The sequence below is a fragment of the Roseivirga misakiensis genome (genome assembly GCF_001747105.1).
Classification (GTDB): Bacteria; Bacteroidota; Bacteroidia; order Cytophagales; family Cyclobacteriaceae; genus Roseivirga; species Roseivirga misakiensis.
This window is the reverse complement of the sequence record NZ_MDGQ01000005.1, coordinates 201,584-219,076: the sequence shown is the minus strand read 5'-3', so window position 1 is coordinate 219,076 and position 17,493 is coordinate 201,584. Positions and strand designations below refer to the sequence as shown.

Genomic DNA, 17,493 nt, shown 5'->3' with positions numbered 1-17,493 from the left:
CGATTTGATACAAAGCTACGGCCTGTACGGTTCTAAAGCGAGTGTATAGCTGGATTCTATCATATTTTTAAATCACTCGATCTAGGCTTAGATTTGATACTTAGAATAAGTTTTTAATGCCAATATCATTCAGAAAAAGTGTTAGTGATTCGATTAATTATCTGGTGTGGGAAATCACCGAAACGGAAGATGAATTATTATCACACTTAAATCTAAATGATGAAGAATGGGCAGATTTTAATTCTATTAAGGTCTCGATTAAACGTTTGGAATGGTTAGGTGCCAGAACTGCATTGAAACACTTGGTAAAAGAGATCGGTCAGTTCTATATCTATAAGGATCAGTTTGGCAAACCTCATTTAAGAGACAGTGCCATCGGCATCTCTATTTCACACGCTAAGGGCATAGGTGCGGCAGCTATTAATCTAAATGGAGCCATTGGTATTGACGTTGAATTCCCCAGAGAACAAGTCTTGAGAATTGCACATAAATTTCTTCACCCATCGGAAGTTTCATGGGCGCAAAACGACGTTGATAAACTAACAAGGATATGGAGTGCTAAGGAGGCCCTGTATAAATTACATGGCAGAACTCAACTCATCTTTTCAGAACAACTTAAGGTTCAAGAATCATGGGGAACGATCATAGAATCATCCACAGAATCTAGATATCATCTGCTGTTCTCAAATGATCATAATTATGTACTCAACGTAGCTTATTAGGAGTTAATTATCCTTATTAATGATCTTTAGTAGGTCGCCGAGTTCTTCAACTTTTTCAGCATGACCTAACTTTTCATGAGAGTTAATCAGATTTCTCAACATACGAGCTATAATGTCAATATTAGAACATGGCTCGTAAAAAAGGTCGTTTGGGGTAAGCTTTAAATTTGAAATGTACTCGTCAATTTCTTTACGGGAGAAGACCAAACCTCTATTGAAGGCATTGATATAAAATTGAACATCGTCCTTCTTATATGTCATCACAAAAAGGTTCGGCAGGTTGACACCATAAATCGGCATCTTTAACTTCTGTGCCACCAACATGTAAATGACACAAAGCGAGATTGGATTTCCTTTTTTCGTCTGTAAAACCACGTTGAGCATTGAATTTCCCGGTGAATGGAAGTTTTTAGTATTTGCTCCGAAATGGAGCTTATTAAAAAGTACCGAGTTCAAAATTTTTATCTGGTCAACTGGGTGTATTTCTGATTTAAACTCTAACCACGCCTCATAATATATCTGCTCTAGCGATTTGGCTAAATCTTCAAGTTCTAAATCTGGGTATTGATAGGTGTTTAACAGCCATACACCTTCTAAAAGATCTTCAGCGCCACTCACTTTCCAGGCATAGAGCTTTTCTTTCAACAGTTCGAACTGCAGACTATGAACAAGTTCTTCAATTCGTTTTTGAACTACGGGATTAAAGCTAGATTCCCACTCAAACTCCAAATAAGGAATAATATGAGTGCCCAAAGACCTGATCCTCCCTTCTACATGTTGAACTATCTCTTTATCGTCATCATCTAACAACGACACTAAAGCTTTCAGCTCTTTATTATTTAGGTTTCCCTCTTCCAGCATATTTAGGTTTGAATAACCCCAACATTAAATTTTTCGGTAATAGGTGCTTGGTTGGCTACTGCTATTCCCTTAGAAATAACTTTTCTAGTGTCACGTGGATCGATGATACCATCTACCCAAAGCCGTGAAGCAGCATAGTATGGACTTAGCTGTTCATTATATCTTTCAGTAATTTCATCCAGCAATTCTTTTTCTGCTTCAGGGGTTATTTCTTTCCCTTGGGCCTTCAGAGTCGATACTTTTATTTGAAGCAAAGTTTTTGCTGCAGAGGCACCGCTCATTACAGCCATTTTTGCTGTTGGCCAAGCGTAAATCAATCTAGGATCATATGCTTTGCCGCACATAGCATAGTTTCCTGCACCGTAAGAGTTTCCAGTAACGATGGTAAATTTCGGAACAACCGAATTGGCCATGGCATTCACCATTTTAGCCCCATCCTTGATTATTCCGCCATGTTCGGCCCTGCTGCCTACCATAAAACCGCTCACATCTTGGACAAAGACGAGTGGAATTTTTCGTTGATTGCAATTCATAATGAATCGTGCTGACTTATCGGCTGAATCCGAATAAATCACACCGCCCATCTGCATTTCGCCCTTCTTAGATTTAACCACAATCCGCTGGTTCGCAACGATCCCGACAGCCCAGCCGTCAATTCTCGCATATCCACAAACGATCGTTTGGCCATAAGCCTCTTTGTATTCATCAAATTCAGAATCATCAACCAGCCGCTGAATGATTTCTTTAACATCGTATGGCTTAGCACGATCTACTGGCATTAAGCCCATAATTTCTTCGGCGTCTAGTTTTGGTTCTTTTGACGTTGTCCTATCAAAGCCAGCCACCTCAGCAGCACCGATTTTATCGAAGATGTTTTTAATGTAATCAAGACATGCCTCATCATTAGGAAACTTATTATCAGTTACGCCTGAGATTTCGCAATGAGTAGTTGCCCCACCCAATGTTTCATTATCGACAGTTTCTCCAATGGCTGCTTTCACTAAATATGAGCCTGCTAAAAATATAGAGCCAGTCTTATCAACTATTGCAGCTTCATCACTCATTATCGGTAAGTAGGCACCTCCAGCCACACAGCTACCCATTATCGCGGCCACTTGAATAATCCCCATTGAGGACATTTTTGCATTGTTTCGAAATTGCCTACCGAAATGCTCTTTATCAGGGAAAATCTCATCTTGCATTGGCAAGAATACCCCCGCACTATCTACAAGGTATATAATAGGTAATCGGTTTTCCATGGCCACTTCTTGGGCCCGCATATTTTTCTTAGCGGTAATCGGAAACCATGCTCCAGCTTTCACGGTAGCATCATTAGCTACTATGACACATTTGCGACCGCTAACCTCACCTATACCCGTTACCACGCCTCCAGAGGGGCAACCGCCATATTCTCGGTACATACCATCTCCTACAAATGCGCCTATTTCGAGAAAGTCACTTTCATTATCTACCAGATAAGCAACCCGCTCACGTGCAGTAAGCTTGCCTTTCTTGTGCTGAGATTCGATTTTTTTCTCCCCACCTCCTAGTTTGACCTGCTTCAATTTTGTATCCAATTGAAAGACCAATTGACGCATTTCATCGTCATTCTTATTGAATTCGATATTCATAAGGGCTTGATTATGCCAACGGTGTTGGCCATTAATTATAGTTTACTTGTGCCTAAATTAGACCCAAGAATCTACATTTCAAATGTAAAATAACTAGCGATTCTTTTTCTTCTTCTTGGCGATCTCTCTACCGTCAGCTGGTGGACGATTTTTACGGCCAAAAATAGAGAAATGCATATATCGCTTCGGGTTATACCTAAGGTCAATAAAGAGGCTATCTAAATCGGCCATTGTCTGATTGAGCGTATTGTATAATGAATCGTCAGACATGAGCTTGCCAAAGGTTCCTTCGTTCGAATTGAGTCTATCCAGAAATGTTTGAGTTCCCGTTAAAACTGAATCTAACTTGTTTAGCCTTGCCTCTATGTCAATTGCATTCATCTTTTCGCCAAGCGCTTTATACTCAGCCATCAAAGGTTCAATTCCTCCCATGGCAGCAACTAAAGAATCTGTGACATACTCTATCTTCAGTTCGATTTGCTCCAGTGAGTTCCTTCCTTGCCTAGCTAAAGGCGCAAGTTCTTCCGAAAAAGCTTTAAAATTATCTATTGCCAAGGCAATGGTGTCTTTACGATTGACAAAGGGACTTAAAGCATCCTCCAGATCGTCGACGAGAGAGGTTAATTTATTAGCGGCACTTCTTCCTTCCTCTGTTAGTAGCTCCGTGATACTCTTATCTACATCGCCTTTGAGCGTGTCTCCTGGTAATATGACTTTATTACCTCCGGGGTTAATATATAACTCAATTTGGGTGCTACCCAGTAAATCAGCCTGCGAAAGCCTAGCATAGGTACTATCAGTTAAATTGATCGTTTTGTCAATGGCGAGCGTGACTAAAATCGCGTCGTAGGTATCATTAACAAACTTTCGCTCGATCACACTACCCACATCAAGTCCGTTCAATATCACCCGATCGCCCTTTTTCAGGCCACTTACGTTCTGATAACTTACGTAATACGTACTTAGTGGAGAAAATACATCAAGTCCTCTTAGGTAATTAAAACCTATATAAAGGGCCGCTGCCATGAGCGCCATAAATAGCCCAACCTTAAATTCTTTTCCTTTTGCCACTTAATTACCTGTTGATTCTATATACTCAAAATAATCACGGATTGCTCTGAAAATCGCAGAGGCAAGATAATCTTGTACTTCTTTATTCCCTAAGTCCTTTTCCTCTTTAGGATTCGTAAGATAGCCTAATTCAATTAAAACACTAGGCATATAGGTACTCCAAAGTACCCAAAGACTAGATTGTTTTACACCACGACTCTTTCTTCCAGCTCTTTTTATGAATTGCTGATCGATATTATCGGCCAGAATGATGCTATTTTCTTGATAGGCCTCTTGCTGAATTGAGAACATAATATCTATCTCAGGAGAATTTGGATCGAAACCCTGATAGATTTCCTCATAGTTTTCTTCGAGTAATATTACCGAGTTTTCTCGCTTCGCAACCTCAAAATTTCGGCCTTCATTTTTTGTTCCCATTACAAAAACCTCAGTTCCTGAAACGGACTCATAGCCTGGGTTCATGGCATTTGCATGAATTGAAACAAATAAATCTGCTTCGGCTTCATTGGCCATAATGGCACGAACTTTGGGGTGACTGTACACATCTTTTTTTCGTGTGTAAATCACCTCAATGTTATCAGTAAGTGTCTCTAAATACTTCCCCACCATCAAGGTTACAGGCAGTACTACGTCTTTTTCTTTGAGTGATTTACCTCGAGTCCCTGGATCTTTTCCGCCGTGTCCAGCATCAAGCACTACTTTATATTTTTTTGCTTTTGAAGCAGGTCCTTGCCAAGCCATTGTAGGTTGGCCCAAAAGTGTCAACAAGCAGATAAGCAGGCTATAATTTTTCAATTTGATGTAAATGGAACGGTTGATTAAAATAACTTTACGCAAAATTCTAAAAAATTCGGCAAAACCGAAAAGTACCTTGATTTCAAAACGGTTCATTTTTTTAATACTATTCACCTTTATCTCACTTGAACACTTAAGTGCACAGGTAGCGACTAAACCTGATTCTACCGTTCTTATTCAAAACCGTGCCGAATCTTTAGAGACCGAAGAATTCCCGCCTAAAAATGACACCATCCCCGGAGTTCAAGACTCATTAAGCGTAAATGTCAACGGTATTGAAACCACTATTGAGTATTACGCCAAGGATTCTATCATAACTCAAACAAAGACAAACACCACTTACTTATACGGTGATGCCCGCATCAAATACGGCGCTATCGACTTATTAGCAGCCATCATTGTTATCGATCGGAATAATAACGAATTGATCGCTCGTGGAGTTCAAGATTCAACAGGAATTTGGCGGGGCAGACCCATTTTTAAAGATTCGCAAGGGGTTTACGAGACTGAAGAAATTAGGTACAACTTTGTTACCCAAAGGGCAAGAATAAAAGGTGTAGCTACCGATCAACCCGATGGACAGCTTCAGGGTGAGGTCATAAAAAGAAACCCTGATCAATCTGCTTACATTTTAAATGGAAAGTATATTCCTTGTTTAGATGATCCTGACGCGCAAACCTTCATTAAGGCTAAAAAAATCAAAGTTAATCCAGGAGTAAGTGTCATCACAGGGCCATTTCTGCTGTACGTTGGGGGTATTCCCACTCCGCTAGGCTTACCTTTTGGTTATTTCCCTGACACAAGAGAGGCAACTTCTGGAATTCTATTTCCTAAATACGGCGATGAACAACGTAGGGGTCTATTCTTGCGAGAGGGGGGCTGGTATCAGGCCTGGAATGATAAGGTTCATACGGCTTTTACTGGCGATATATATTCAAAAGGTAGTTGGGGTTTAAAAGCGCGTACTGTCTATAAAAACCGCTATAAATACAGTGGATCGCTCGACGTAACTTTTAACAGAAACTACACTAACCCGTTGACGGACGAAAACCCACTGGATTCTCAAGATTTTTGGGTTTCATGGACACACAGACCAGACTCTAAAGGTAGAAACTCAAGGTTTTCTGCGAGTGTGAGAGCTGGAACAAGTTCGTTCAACCAGAACAACTTATCCACGGTAAATATTAGTAATAACATTCGATCGGAATTTAGGTCAAACGTTAATTTCAGTGGGTCTATTCCAGGATCACCTTTTAACTACACGATCAGTGCGCGACATAACCAAAACGTTGAAACTAAGATTCTAGACGTTTCCTTACCAGAGCTTGGGCTGAACATGAATAGGATCTATCCTTTAAAGTCTTCCAAAGCCGATATTCTTAAAAGTTTCAATCTTGGTTGGCGTTTTAATGCCTCGAACCGGATAACCAACTTGGTACGCCCTGGTACAGCTGGCTTCGACATAGCGAATAGAACACAGACCACTGACACCATACCAGTGCAGTTTCAGACATTGGATCAGTTATTAGATAATGCCACAAATGGGGCTCAACATAACATTGACCTTTCCACCTCATTTTCAGTAAAAGAATATTTCAATTTCACACCTTCTTTTAACGTACAGGAACTTTGGTATTTAGAAGAACTGGATTACGAATATTTGGCGGATGAAAATGCTGTAAGAATTGATACAATTCGTGGGTTTAGCAGAGCTATGACTTATAGTGTGGGCATCGGTGTTTCGACTCAGATTTATGGATCTTATCCTGCGAAAAAGCTGAAAAGAATTGAAGGAATTAGACATATCATTACTCCTACGGTCAATTTCTCTTATCGCCCAGACTTTAGTGATGATCGATTTGGCTATTATCAAACCGTACAAACGGACACCGCTGCGGACGGTAGTCCAGTCCTTCAACAACTATCCATTTACGACGGATTTAGATTTGGTAGCCCAACACTAGGTGAGGCTGCTGCGCTAAGCTTTCAAGTCAGCAACAAGCTTGAAATGAAGGTTAAAAATGATACCGCAAAATCTAAGAAAGTATCTATTATCGATAACCTATCACTTAGTGGCGGTTATAATTTCTTGGCCGATTCTTTTCAGCTATCTACTATTGCGATCACAGCTAGAACATCCCTATTTGATAAAAAAGTACAGATTAACATGGGTGCTGTTTTAGACCCTTATACTTACTTGACAAGTACTACGGAAGGCGTAACGACAACACAAAGAATTAGTCGATTAGCGGTAAGATCTAATCAGGGACTTGGAAGAATCACAAGTGCTAGATTTTCTTTAAGTACTAACTTGAACTCGCGAGCCAATAGTTCTAGTAATCGGAGTAATCAAGGAGGTTTTGCAGGGGGCGGCTTGGCCGGCGAAAACGATCTGGGCGGATTTCCAGGGGGAGATAACCCTGGACAGTTTGGTTCATTAAATGATGGCGGTGAAAATAATCGAGGTATAGTACCAGAGTATTTCTACGACCCCAACGCCTATGTCGATATTAATATTCCGTGGAATGTGCGATTGAGTTATGACTATAGTTACCGCTGGGCTACGACAGGTACGGTTGTGCGGCAATCAATAAAAGCATATGGTCAACTCGAACTGACTCCAAAATGGCAGCTTACCTACAATACTGGATACGATTTCGACCAGAAAGATTTTACGCAAACATCTCTGGGGGTTTATCGAGACTTAGGCTGTTGGGAAATGCGTGCCAACTGGATACCATTTGGTGCATTCACTTCTTACACGATCGATATCCAAATAAAAACTTCTGCCCTAAAAGACCTGAAGATCAGTAGGCGCAGAAGTCAATTCGATAGAAGTTTCTAATCCTTGTTAATCAGCTAACCAGCTTTCTATTTCTTCTTTTGTAGCAGCAGGAACATCAGTAAGCTTTAATTTCTTACGCATTCCTCCCATATCATTAAGAAGTTTACCAGCCTTCTGTTCTTTCAATTGCTGAATCGTCATAATGTTCATTTGTCTGAGTATTGGGATTAACTCAGTTCTAACGCCAACATCCTCAAAGTCCTTATCCGTAGCTGCTACAGGCGCAGTATTTTTCTCGGGCTTCATTTGAGGGAAGAAAAGAACATCCTGAATAGAGTTCGAGTTGGTCATGATCATGGACAACCTATCGATACCAACTCCTAGTCCAGCCGTTGGTGGCATACCATACTCCAAAGCTCTTAGGAAATCTTCGTCCAGTACCATCGCTTCATCATCACCACGCTTTCCTAGCTCTAATTGCTCCTCAAAACGTTTACGCTGATCGATCGGATCGTTTAACTCAGAAAAGGCATTGCAGATTTCTTTACCATTACAAATCGCTTCAAAACGTTCTACCAAACCTTCTTTAGTCCTGTGTTTTTTGGCCAAAGGAGACATTTCAACTGGGTAATCCGTGATAAATGTCGGTTGAATCAATTTTGGTTCGCAGTGCTCACCAAAGATTTCATCAATGAGTTTTCCTTTACCCATCGTCTCGTCAATATCGACATTCAACTCTTTTGCTGTTTGCCTAAGTTGACTTTCGTCCATTTCGGATATATCAATCTTGGTAAAGTGTTCTATAGCTTCAAACATAGTGAAACGCTTCCATGGACGCTGGAAATTGATCTTGTGCTCACCTACCTGCACCTCAGTGGTACCATGCAAATCAAGCGCTACCTTCTCTACCATAGCCTCCACAAGGTTCATCATCCAATCATAGTCCTTGTAAGCAACGTAAAGTTCTACCTGCGTAAACTCAGGATTATGGAATCGAGACATTCCTTCATTACGGAAATCTTTAGAGAATTCGAAAACACCATCAAACCCACCAACTATTAGTCTTTTTAGATATAATTCATTTGCAATACGAAGATATAAGGTCATATCTAGCGTATTATGATGTGTTTTGAACGGCCTGGCTGCAGCCCCACCATAAAGTGGTTGAAGAATTGGCGTTTCTACCTCTAAGTATCCTTTTTCTGCCAAGAAATTCCGCATGGAATTCACAAGATGAGTTCTTTTGACAAAGGCATCTTTTACGTGGGGGTTGACTACCAAGTCTACATAACGTTGTCTGTAGCGTTGTTCAGGATCAGTAAATGCATCGTGAACATTCCCTTCAGCATCAGTTTTTGGCAAAGGAAGTGGTTTCAATGATTTAGATAAAACCATAAGTGAAGTTACATGGACCGAAACCTCTCCCACTTTTGTTTTGAAAGCATAACCTTTAATGCCTATGAAGTCGCCGATACCGAGAACTTTCTTGAATACGGTGTTATAAAGTGTCTTGTCTTCATCTGGACATATATCATCTCTTCTTAGATAGATCTGAATGCGTCCGTCTTTATCCTGTAATTCAGCAAACGAAGCCGAACCCATTATTCTACGGCTCATAAGCCTGCCCGCAAGTGTCACTTCTTTAAATTGCTCCGGATTTTGATCGAATTGAGACTTTATATCTTGAGAATAAGCAGTTACTTCAAAAGTTTCCGATGGATAAGGGTTTATCCCTAGCTTTTGTAAAGTTTCTCTTTCTTCCCTTCTTAGAATTTCCTGTTCGCTTAACACTTGCATTTACCGACAATTTTAAAGTGCGCAAAGTTAATGATTCATGTAGATTATTTAAACATTTAATCGCTCTCCATCAAGGGTCTCTAAATTTTATTCCTAAATCTTTAGGATTACTCCTAATTTATTCGGAGATTTCCTAAAATATTAGGAGATGAAAGAACTTACTAAGGCAGAAGAACAGATAATGCAGGTCGTTTGGTCGCAACCTAAACTGTTTATCAAAGACATTGTAGACCTACTGCCCGATCCCAAGCCCGCCTACAATACGGTAGGGACATTTTTGAAAATTTTGGAGAATAAGGGCTTCGTAACACGAGAAAAAGTTGGGAACACTTTCGCTTATACAGCATCGGTTAAAAAGAAAGCCTACACACAAAACTTCATGAATGGTTTTCTGAGTAATTATTTCGAAGGTTCAGCCGAAAAACTCTTTTCGTTTATGGTAGAGGAGAAAAAACTGAATATCAAACAGGTTGAAGATTTAATGAAAAAACTCAAGGACAATGACTAGTTATCTAATAGAATCATCGATTTGCCTAGCTTGCTTTTATACTTTTTACTGGCTCTTTCTGCGAAGCGAAAAACTCTTAACTATTAATAGAGCCTATCTGATCATTACGGCAGTTCTGGCCATAAGCATACCGCTATTCGATTTCGATTTGCCTATAAATGTACCTAGTGCCATTGAAGGCATAAGCAGCCAAACGATTAACCCAGGTCTTGAAGGAGTTGAAAAGTCGTCGCCTTTTACAATCGGCTTATCCTTGACGAACATTTACGCCATAGGGGTAATCATCGCTAGCATTATCTTATTACTCAAAATAGCAACACTCAAAAAAAGGCTGGGCGCAAAGTTCTCTTTGAAGAACAAACGAATAAGTATTTCCCAAACTGATGGTTTTAATGCATACAGTTTTCTAAACACCATCTATATCGGTCAGGATATAAAGGACAATGAACAGCTTAAATCCCATGTAATTGCCCACGAACTAGCTCATATTAGAGGCAAGCATTCCGTAGACATATTCTTTTTCGAGATTTTACAATGTGTGTTCTGGTTCAACCCTTTCAGTTACTTCTATTTAAAATCAATCAAGCTACAGCATGAATACATCGCAGACGATCAGGCGCTAAAATTGACCAATGCGAGAAGTTATGAGAAATCTCTTTTAGAGCTGACATTATCAAAACTCAATACTGGACTTGTTTCAAGCTTCAGTGAACACCCTATTCAAAAAAGATTAAATATGATTCAAAAATTAAACTCAAATGTTATGAAAAAATTCAAACCCTTCTTCGCACTACCGGTCATTGCTATTTTAATTATAGGTTTTGCTTGTACACCAGATCCAGAGACAGAACCAGTAAATATTAATGATCCCAAGCAATCAATTGATTCAGAAGCCGAACTCATCACAGAGCAAAAGGCAGCTTTTTACGATACACTTAATGTATTCTTAGATGAGAACCGCAAACCTGTACTTATCCAAGGCATATTGAAAGAGCAAGGCAGCGAAGGCACAACCACAATCGACATTACTGACAAAAATTCAGATAAAGTCTATTTCGAGTCGGATGTTTTAATCGTTAAAGAATTGAAAGAAGACTCGAACAACACAATTGTTGAACAAGTAAGATCTGAATACAACCACAAAAACTTACAGAACTTAACTGAAAATCAGGTAAAATCTCTTAATGCCTACCATGAAAAGCCTGTAAAAGTAACGAGAGTAGCTAATGTAAGAGCAGAAAAGAGAAAACAATAATTCGCCCATTGGTCAGCAAAAAAGGCCCTGATATAATCAGGGCCTTTTTTAGTTTTTCAACTCGATTTAAGATTTTCGACGCTTCAGCTCTTTCGTTACCAGCGTAAGTTCTCTTCCGCTTTGCCCTTTTACTGACGTGTTTTCAGCCGCTCGCCTAATCAAATAAGGTATAGTGGCTTTCAAAGGACCATAAGGCACATATTTTATCACATTATAATTGCCGTGCGCAAGGTTGAAAGAAATATGATCACTCATCCCGTATAGCTGACCGAAATACACCCTTTGATCATCAGGTTGTAAATTATGCTCATCCATAAGCAACGTCAACCTATAATTCGACTCCTCGTTGTGCGAACCAGCAAATAGACCAATTTCGTTCAAGTGCTCAATACAGTATTGGCATGCCGCGTTAAAATCATCGTCGGTGGATTGCTTAGTGGGTTGAATTGGATCTAAATAACCCATTTCCTCGGCCCTTTCTCTTTCTTTCTCCATGTAAGCGCCTCTAACCAACTTAGCACCTAAGATATAACCGTCAGAAACGGCCTGTTTATGAAGCGATTGTAAGTTATCCAACATCGCGTGACAATACATCTGGAACGTATAATAAATGACGGCTTTCTCTTTATTATACTTCCTCATCATGTCGATCGTAATGTCGTCGATCGGCTTTTGGATCCAAGTTTCTTCAGCATCAATTAGAACCGTCACATCAAGCTCGCTTGCCAAGGCACAAATACGCTCTACACGTTTTACAATACGATCATATGCCGATGATTCCTCCGTAAACAGCGTTTCCCCCGCATGAATTTTAGCCAACAAATCGAAAGCACCAACGCCTGTAATTTTAAAGGCAGCAAACTTCATAACATCCGATTTTGATGCTGTTTCGATTGTTCGAAGTACTTCTTCAGCGGTGGCATCAAAACCAGTTTCGGTTTTTTCACCCTCGACAGAATAGTCAAAAATTGCTCCTATACCATAGTGTTCGAGCTCATTGCAAGCATCGGAACAAGTTTCTAGCGATTCTCCTCCACAGAAAATATCGAATATGGTCGACTTGACTAATCCTTTTACTGGTAGGCCAGCAGAAAGGCTAAACTTTGTGAGTGAGGTGCCCACACTCACTAACCAAGGCCATTTCATGGTAGAAAATATGAAATGGCGTTTTTTTAACGCTTTATCAGATTTTGCTTTAAATGCGATATCAATCTGATCAAAATCCACGAATTTTTTCAGCTCCATAGGTCGAATTAGAAGGCCAAATATAATTAACAAACATCAAGTCTTTTACATTTGTTATAGCAAAGAAAAAACGTTTTAAAGGATGGAAATTGATGGTTTGAAGGGACGGGTAAAAGACCACACTAGGCCAATGATAATCGCTGGCCCATGTAGCGTAGAATCTGAAGATCAGTTTCGGCAATCTGTCACTTCGATACGCCATAAAGCGGACTTTATCCGGGGTGGGATTTGGAAGCCAAGAACAAGACCTGGTTCTTTTGAGGGAGTTGGAGAAGATGCTCTTGTTTGGGTAAAATCTTTGAAACAGGAGCTAGACTTTAAGTTTACCACAGAAGTTGCCACTCCAGAACATGTGGACCTTGCATTGAAGTATGAGGTCGACGCCTTATGGATCGGAGCCAGAACTACTGTGAATCCATTCAACGTGAGTGAAATCGCTACGGCTCTGAAAGGGGTTGATATTCCAGTTTTTGTTAAAAACCCAGTACACCCTGAACTTTCGCTTTGGAAAGGAGCTTTAGAAAGATTTTATAAAGCAGGAATCAAGCAACTTGGCGCCATTCACAGGGGCTTTCATACGTATGAAAAGAATAAATACCGCAACCCACCTTTTTGGCAAATTCCCCTCGATTTAAAAAGCGAATTCCCAAATCTGCCGCTCATTTGTGACCCAAGCCATATCGGCGGAACGAGAAAACTAATTGGTGAAATCTCGCAAAAAGCCCTTGACCTCTATTATGACGGGTTAATGATTGAGACTCATTACAACCCAGACAAAGCCTTGAGCGATGCAGCCCAACAAGTTTCTACAGATCAATTCCTAGAAATTGTAGACAATTTAAATCTTCGGGATGCCGGATTCACAGATAAGAGTTACCTCAACCAATTGGATATTATCCGACAGCAAATCGATCAGGCGGATAGAGAATTGTTAGAAGCAATCGCTATTAGAATGAATCTTGTGGAAAAGATCGGTGAGTTTAAGAAAGAAAATAATGTTGCCATATTTCAAGTGGGCAGATGGAAGGAAATATTCAAATCCAGACCCGAATGGGCTAAACAAATGAATCTTGACCCAGAATTCGCTACAGAGCTTTTAAGACTTTTGCATCAACAATCAGTTAAGAAACAAACCGAAGTATTTAATAAATCGGAAGAAGACGCACGTCTAGATCAGAAAGGATAAAGCTTTTAAATACGGGCCTTTAGCCCCAGAAAGAAGTAAGAATTCGAACGAAAGGAGAAATAATTCAATCGATTTACCAAAATTTCCTCAAATATGTTTCTGACTTCTAGAGAAGATACATATGTTTAGCGTATGAAAAGATGGCCAGCGTCGTATTATTACTTTTTTTACTTTTTGATACCCATCAAGTAGAACCGCTGTCTATAAAGAAACTTAATTAAAACTTTAAGCCCGGTTCATCAGAATCGGGCTTTTTTATTTTAGAGATATGGATATCGTTGATATTAAAGATTGGGGTTTAGGTCTAGACGAGCACGTACTTATTGCCGGACCTTGTTCTGCCGAAAGTCAGCAACAAATTGAAATAATCGCCAAAGGCCTTAGAGGAGCAAATTTAGGCTTGTTTCGAGCCGGAGTTTGGAAACCAAGAACAAGACCGGGTTCCTTTGAGGGTATTGGAAACGATGCCTTATCATGGCTCAACAGTGCAAGAGAAATCTTGAATGTGCCAGTCACTGTAGAGGTAGCAAATACTAGTCATGTAGAGGCTGCTTTGAAAGCTGATATTGAAGTGCTGTGGATAGGTGCGAGAACGACTGTCAACCCATTTTCGGTTCAGGAAATTTGCGAAGCTTTAAGAGGTACAGACATCCCAGTGATGGTTAAAAACCCTATCAACCCAGATCTTCAACTTTGGCTTGGCGCGATTGAGCGGCTCAATAAAGTGGGTATTAACAAGGTTGCCGCTATCCATAGAGGCTTTTCTGATCCATATGAGAAGCGCTATAGAAACAAACCAGAATGGAGTATGCCCATCCACCTCAAAAGAATGATCCCAGGCATATCTGTAATCTGTGACCCTAGCCACATAGCTGGTACCAGAGAAATTATTGCTTCTGTAAGTCAACGTGCAATTAATTTCGGACTAGACGGACTTATGATTGAAACACATCACGATCCTGATAATGCTTGGAGCGATGCTAAACAACAGGTTACACCAGATACTTTTAAAATCATTATCGAAAACCTCAATTTCAGGGAAACTTTAGACAAACACCCAGAGGCAATTAGTGAACTGGATAAGTTCCGTCAAAAAGTAGACTTGGTGGACGCACAAATCATAGAACTGCTCTCGGATAGGTTTCAAATGATCAAACAAATTGGTGAGTACAAACGCTCTCATAATTTGGCAGTTTACCAACCCAATCGCTGGCAAGATGTAATGGAGTCACGGATAAAGTCAGGGACGAATAAAAACATGACCGAAAAATTTATGAAAAGCTTTTTATTTGCGTTACACGAAGAGTCGGTCAAAATGCAAGAAGCTCAACTCAAGGAAGTCAAATCTGCTAGTCAAGCATGAGTCAAATTCAAATAGACGATATTAAAACAAGCCTAGGCGCCTTCTTTGAGGAAAATACTTATACCAAAGTGTCTGTTTTGGTAGATGAAAACACACACAATCACTGCTACCCAATCATAAAAGACTTTTTACCCGATCATTTAGTCATTGAAATAGCATCTGGGGAAAGCAATAAGAACCTAAATACCTGTCAACTGATTTGGGAAAAACTCACGGCTAACGCATTTGACAGAAAATCTTTATTAGTGAATTTAGGGGGCGGCGTGATCGGCGATATGGGAGGTTTCTGCGCGGTTACTTACAAAAGAGGAATCGACTTTATTAATATCCCAACGACGCTTTTAGCAGCTGTTGACGCTAACGTGGGCGGAAAACTTGGTATCGATTTTCAGGGTTTAAAAAACCATTTAGGCTTCTTCCAAGACCCTAAAGCAGTCTTTATCGATCCAATATTTCTTGAGACACTGTCGAAAAAAGAGTTGAGATCGGGTTTTGCTGAGGTTATTAAACATGGACTCATTGTAGACAAAGACTATTTCCAGCAGGTCAGTAATAAAGGCCTTGATCAGGAGAATTGGAATGCTGTTATCGCCCATTCCGTAGAGATCAAAAATGAAGTGGTCAAAGCTGACCCTAAAGAAGCAGGGCTAAGGAAAATTTTGAATTTTGGTCATACGATCGGCCACGCGATTGAAAGCTTTTACCTCGACGGAGAAAATCACTTGTTACACGGTGAAGCGATCGCTATAGGGATGATTTGTGAAGCCCATGTTTCCAAAAAATTATTAAGTCTTGAAGTTGATACGCTAGGCGCCATTTCATCGTATATCCTTAAGATTTATCCCGATCTTAATATCCAGAAAAGAGACTTTACATCAATTATTAGCCTGATGTATCAAGACAAAAAGAATGTGAATAATCTACTTAACCATTCACTACTCTATGAAATCGGTCGTGCTACGTATGATGTGGCGGTAGATGAAAAAGATGTGATGGATGCTTTATTTTATTATATAAACCTGAAAGCCTAAAGTGGAGTCAATCGCCTTAAAACACTGTCCTAAATTAAACGCCGTAACAATCCCACTTGAAGCTTCAAAAAGCGAAAGTAACCGAGCGTTGATCATCAATGCACTTAGCGGAAATACGTCAGCAATTTCAAACCTGTCTAATGCTAGGGATACCCAGACTATGCTGAGGCTTTTGACCAGCAACGAAGAAACACTGGACGTTCTAGACGCGGGAACGACTATGCGCTTCTTGACGGCATATTCGGCGTTGGGGAAAAATCCTCGGGTTCTTACAGGCACGCCAAGAATGCAGAAGCGTCCGATCAAGATTCTTGGAAAAGCACTGAAACAAATTGGCGCAAAGGTTAAATACTTGAAGAATGATGGGTATCCGCCCATGAAAATCACCCCAATAAAGGATCAAAAAAAAGAACGGATTCGGATGAAGGGTGATGTGAGCAGTCAATTCATTTCAGCTATTCTAATGATTGCTCCTGCCTTACCTGAAGGACTAATTCTTGAGCTGATTGGGAAAATCGGAAGCCGCCCTTACATTCAAATGACTTTGGATATGATGAAGCTCTTTGGTATTCAGTCTTCTTGGACTAACAATACCATTGAAGTAAAACCACAACCTTACCAATCTTATCCGTATCAGGTAGAATCAGATTGGTCTGGAGCCAGTTATTGGTTCAGTTTTGCAGCCTTAGCTGAAAGCGCGGAAATCAAATTATTAGGCCTGCGCCAAAAATCGCTTCAAGGAGATATTGCCATCGTAAGGATTATGAATCAGCTTGGCGTTATGAGTACTTTCGAAGCCGACGGCGTATTGTTACAAAAAATTCCGGCTCGAAACGAAGTTGAAATCGATTTTTCAGATTGCCCTGACCTTGCCCAAACCGTGGCAGTAGTTTGCGGCGTCAAACATATTTCTTGTAAAATGACGGGCCTTGAAAGCTTACGGATTAAAGAAACTGATAGAATCAAGGCGCTAAAACGGGAACTCAAAAAGTTCAATATCAAGCTAAAAGAGACAGAGGAAGGTGTTTGGGAAATCAAATCTAAATTTCAACCTGGCCAGCCAGAAGTAACCATAGAAACCTACGAAGACCATAGAATGGCCATGGCCTTTGCCCCACTTAGCACACAACAGGACATTTTGATTAAGGATCCATCAGTTGTGGATAAATCCTACCCTAGTTTTTGGAATCATGTGGGTTTAGCAACAGGCTCATGAAATTGATCTAAATCAAGTGTCAGCTAA

Annotated in this window: 14 protein-coding genes; 8 read left to right on the top strand and 6 right to left on the bottom strand. The window is 40.2% G+C overall.

Annotated elements, in window-relative coordinates; translation table 11 throughout:
• The first annotated feature begins 116 nt into the window (after positions 1-116).
• The gene (locus tag BFP71_RS08630; protein WP_069835088.1) at positions 117-722 is read left to right on the top strand and encodes a 4'-phosphopantetheinyl transferase family protein; all 606 of its coding nucleotides are present in this window, start codon (positions 117-119) and stop codon (positions 720-722) included.
• 3 nt (positions 723-725) lie between these two features.
• On the opposite strand, the gene BFP71_RS08625 is transcribed toward BFP71_RS08630, so the two are convergent.
• From BFP71_RS08625 to BFP71_RS08610, 4 genes are all read right to left on the bottom strand, one after another.
• Positions 726-1,583, bottom strand: coding sequence for a transglutaminase-like domain-containing protein (locus BFP71_RS08625; protein ID WP_069835087.1), 858 nt, complete (start codon positions 1,581-1,583; stop codon positions 726-728).
• A 2-nt stretch (positions 1,584-1,585) separates the two neighbouring features.
• Positions 1,586-3,214 carry an acyl-CoA carboxylase subunit beta gene (locus BFP71_RS08620; RefSeq protein ID WP_069835086.1) on the bottom strand — a complete coding sequence of 543 codons (1,629 nt, stop codon included), beginning with the start codon at positions 3,212-3,214 and terminating at the stop codon, positions 1,586-1,588.
• Positions 3,215-3,307: 93 nt separating this feature from the next.
• Positions 3,308-4,285, bottom strand: a complete 978-nt coding sequence (locus BFP71_RS08615) for an MlaD family protein (protein ID WP_069835085.1) — start codon at positions 4,283-4,285, stop codon at positions 3,308-3,310.
• Positions 4,286-5,176 (bottom strand): N-acetylmuramoyl-L-alanine amidase family protein, encoded by an 891-nt coding sequence (locus BFP71_RS08610; protein WP_176723339.1) that lies wholly within the window; start codon positions 5,174-5,176, stop codon positions 4,286-4,288.
• Here BFP71_RS08610 and BFP71_RS08605 point away from each other — a divergent pair.
• Entirely contained in the window at positions 5,157-7,925 is a 2,769-nt protein-coding gene (locus BFP71_RS08605; protein WP_069835084.1) for a putative LPS assembly protein LptD, read from the top strand. The two genes, BFP71_RS08610 and BFP71_RS08605, sit on opposite strands and share 20 nt — an antisense overlap.
• 6 nt (positions 7,926-7,931) lie before the next feature.
• Here the strand turns inward: BFP71_RS08605 and lysS are convergent, their stop codons facing one another.
• Complete coding sequence (lysS, locus tag BFP71_RS08600) at positions 7,932-9,662, bottom strand: lysine--tRNA ligase (protein WP_069835083.1); 1,731 nt, start codon at positions 9,660-9,662, stop codon at positions 7,932-7,934.
• A 148-nt stretch (positions 9,663-9,810) separates the two neighbouring features.
• Here lysS and BFP71_RS08595 point away from each other — a divergent pair, with 148 nt between their 5' ends.
• Positions 9,811-10,170, top strand: coding sequence for a BlaI/MecI/CopY family transcriptional regulator (locus tag BFP71_RS08595; protein ID WP_069835082.1), 360 nt, complete (start codon positions 9,811-9,813; stop codon positions 10,168-10,170).
• Positions 10,163-11,425 carry a M56 family metallopeptidase gene (locus BFP71_RS08590; RefSeq protein WP_069835081.1) on the top strand — a complete coding sequence of 421 codons (1,263 nt, stop codon included), beginning with the start codon at positions 10,163-10,165 and terminating at the stop codon, positions 11,423-11,425. The genes BFP71_RS08595 and BFP71_RS08590 overlap by 8 nt, the downstream gene beginning before the upstream one ends.
• Positions 11,426-11,491: 66 nt before the next feature.
• On the opposite strand, the gene BFP71_RS08585 is transcribed toward BFP71_RS08590, so the two are convergent.
• Positions 11,492-12,670: a proline dehydrogenase family protein gene (locus BFP71_RS08585; protein ID WP_069835080.1), complete on the bottom strand. Its 1,179-nt coding sequence runs from the start codon at positions 12,668-12,670 to the stop codon at positions 11,492-11,494.
• A gap of 82 nt (positions 12,671-12,752) precedes the next feature.
• Here BFP71_RS08585 and BFP71_RS08580 point away from each other — a divergent pair, with 82 nt between their 5' ends.
• The 4 genes from BFP71_RS08580 to BFP71_RS08565 all read left to right on the top strand — a co-directional run bounded on the left by BFP71_RS08580 (position 12,753) and on the right by BFP71_RS08565 (position 17,466).
• Positions 12,753-13,856, top strand: a complete 1,104-nt coding sequence (locus BFP71_RS08580; RefSeq protein WP_069835079.1) for a chorismate mutase — start codon at positions 12,753-12,755, stop codon at positions 13,854-13,856.
• Between the two features lie 268 nt (positions 13,857-14,124).
• Positions 14,125-15,219 (top strand): bifunctional 3-deoxy-7-phosphoheptulonate synthase/chorismate mutase type II, encoded by a 1,095-nt coding sequence (locus BFP71_RS08575; protein WP_069835078.1) that lies wholly within the window; start codon positions 14,125-14,127, stop codon positions 15,217-15,219.
• Positions 15,216-16,250: a 3-dehydroquinate synthase gene (gene aroB / locus BFP71_RS08570; RefSeq protein WP_069835077.1), complete on the top strand. Its 1,035-nt coding sequence runs from the start codon at positions 15,216-15,218 to the stop codon at positions 16,248-16,250. Before BFP71_RS08575 ends, aroB begins: the two co-directional genes overlap by 4 nt.
• A gap of 1 nt (position 16,251) precedes the next feature.
• Entirely contained in the window at positions 16,252-17,466 is a 1,215-nt protein-coding gene (locus tag BFP71_RS08565; RefSeq protein ID WP_069835076.1) for a 3-phosphoshikimate 1-carboxyvinyltransferase, read from the top strand.
• The last annotated feature ends 27 nt before the right edge of the window (positions 17,467-17,493 follow it).

Excerpts from the sequence above, each read along its gene's own strand:
- BFP71_RS08585 (WP_069835080.1), bottom strand. The coding sequence starts at position 12,670 with ATGGAGCTGAAAAAATTCGTGGATTTTGATCAGATTGATATCGCATTT.
- BFP71_RS08595 (WP_069835082.1), top strand. The coding sequence starts at position 9,811 with ATGAAAGAACTTACTAAGGCAGAAGAACAGATAATGCAGGTCGTTTGG.
- lysS (WP_069835083.1), bottom strand. The coding sequence starts at position 9,662 with ATGCAAGTGTTAAGCGAACAGGAAATTCTAAGAAGGGAAGAAAGAGAA.
- BFP71_RS08630 (WP_069835088.1), top strand. The coding sequence starts at position 117 with ATGCCAATATCATTCAGAAAAAGTGTTAGTGATTCGATTAATTATCTG.
- BFP71_RS08590 (WP_069835081.1), top strand. The coding sequence starts at position 10,163 with ATGACTAGTTATCTAATAGAATCATCGATTTGCCTAGCTTGCTTTTAT.
- BFP71_RS08580 (WP_069835079.1), top strand. The coding sequence starts at position 12,753 with ATGGAAATTGATGGTTTGAAGGGACGGGTAAAAGACCACACTAGGCCA.
- BFP71_RS08625 (WP_069835087.1), bottom strand. The coding sequence starts at position 1,583 with ATGCTGGAAGAGGGAAACCTAAATAATAAAGAGCTGAAAGCTTTAGTG.
- aroB (WP_069835077.1), top strand. The coding sequence starts at position 15,216 with ATGAGTCAAATTCAAATAGACGATATTAAAACAAGCCTAGGCGCCTTC.
- BFP71_RS08610 (WP_176723339.1), bottom strand. The coding sequence starts at position 5,176 with ATGAACCGTTTTGAAATCAAGGTACTTTTCGGTTTTGCCGAATTTTTT.
- BFP71_RS08575 (WP_069835078.1), top strand. The coding sequence starts at position 14,125 with ATGGATATCGTTGATATTAAAGATTGGGGTTTAGGTCTAGACGAGCAC.
- BFP71_RS08620 (WP_069835086.1), bottom strand. The coding sequence starts at position 3,214 with ATGAATATCGAATTCAATAAGAATGACGATGAAATGCGTCAATTGGTC.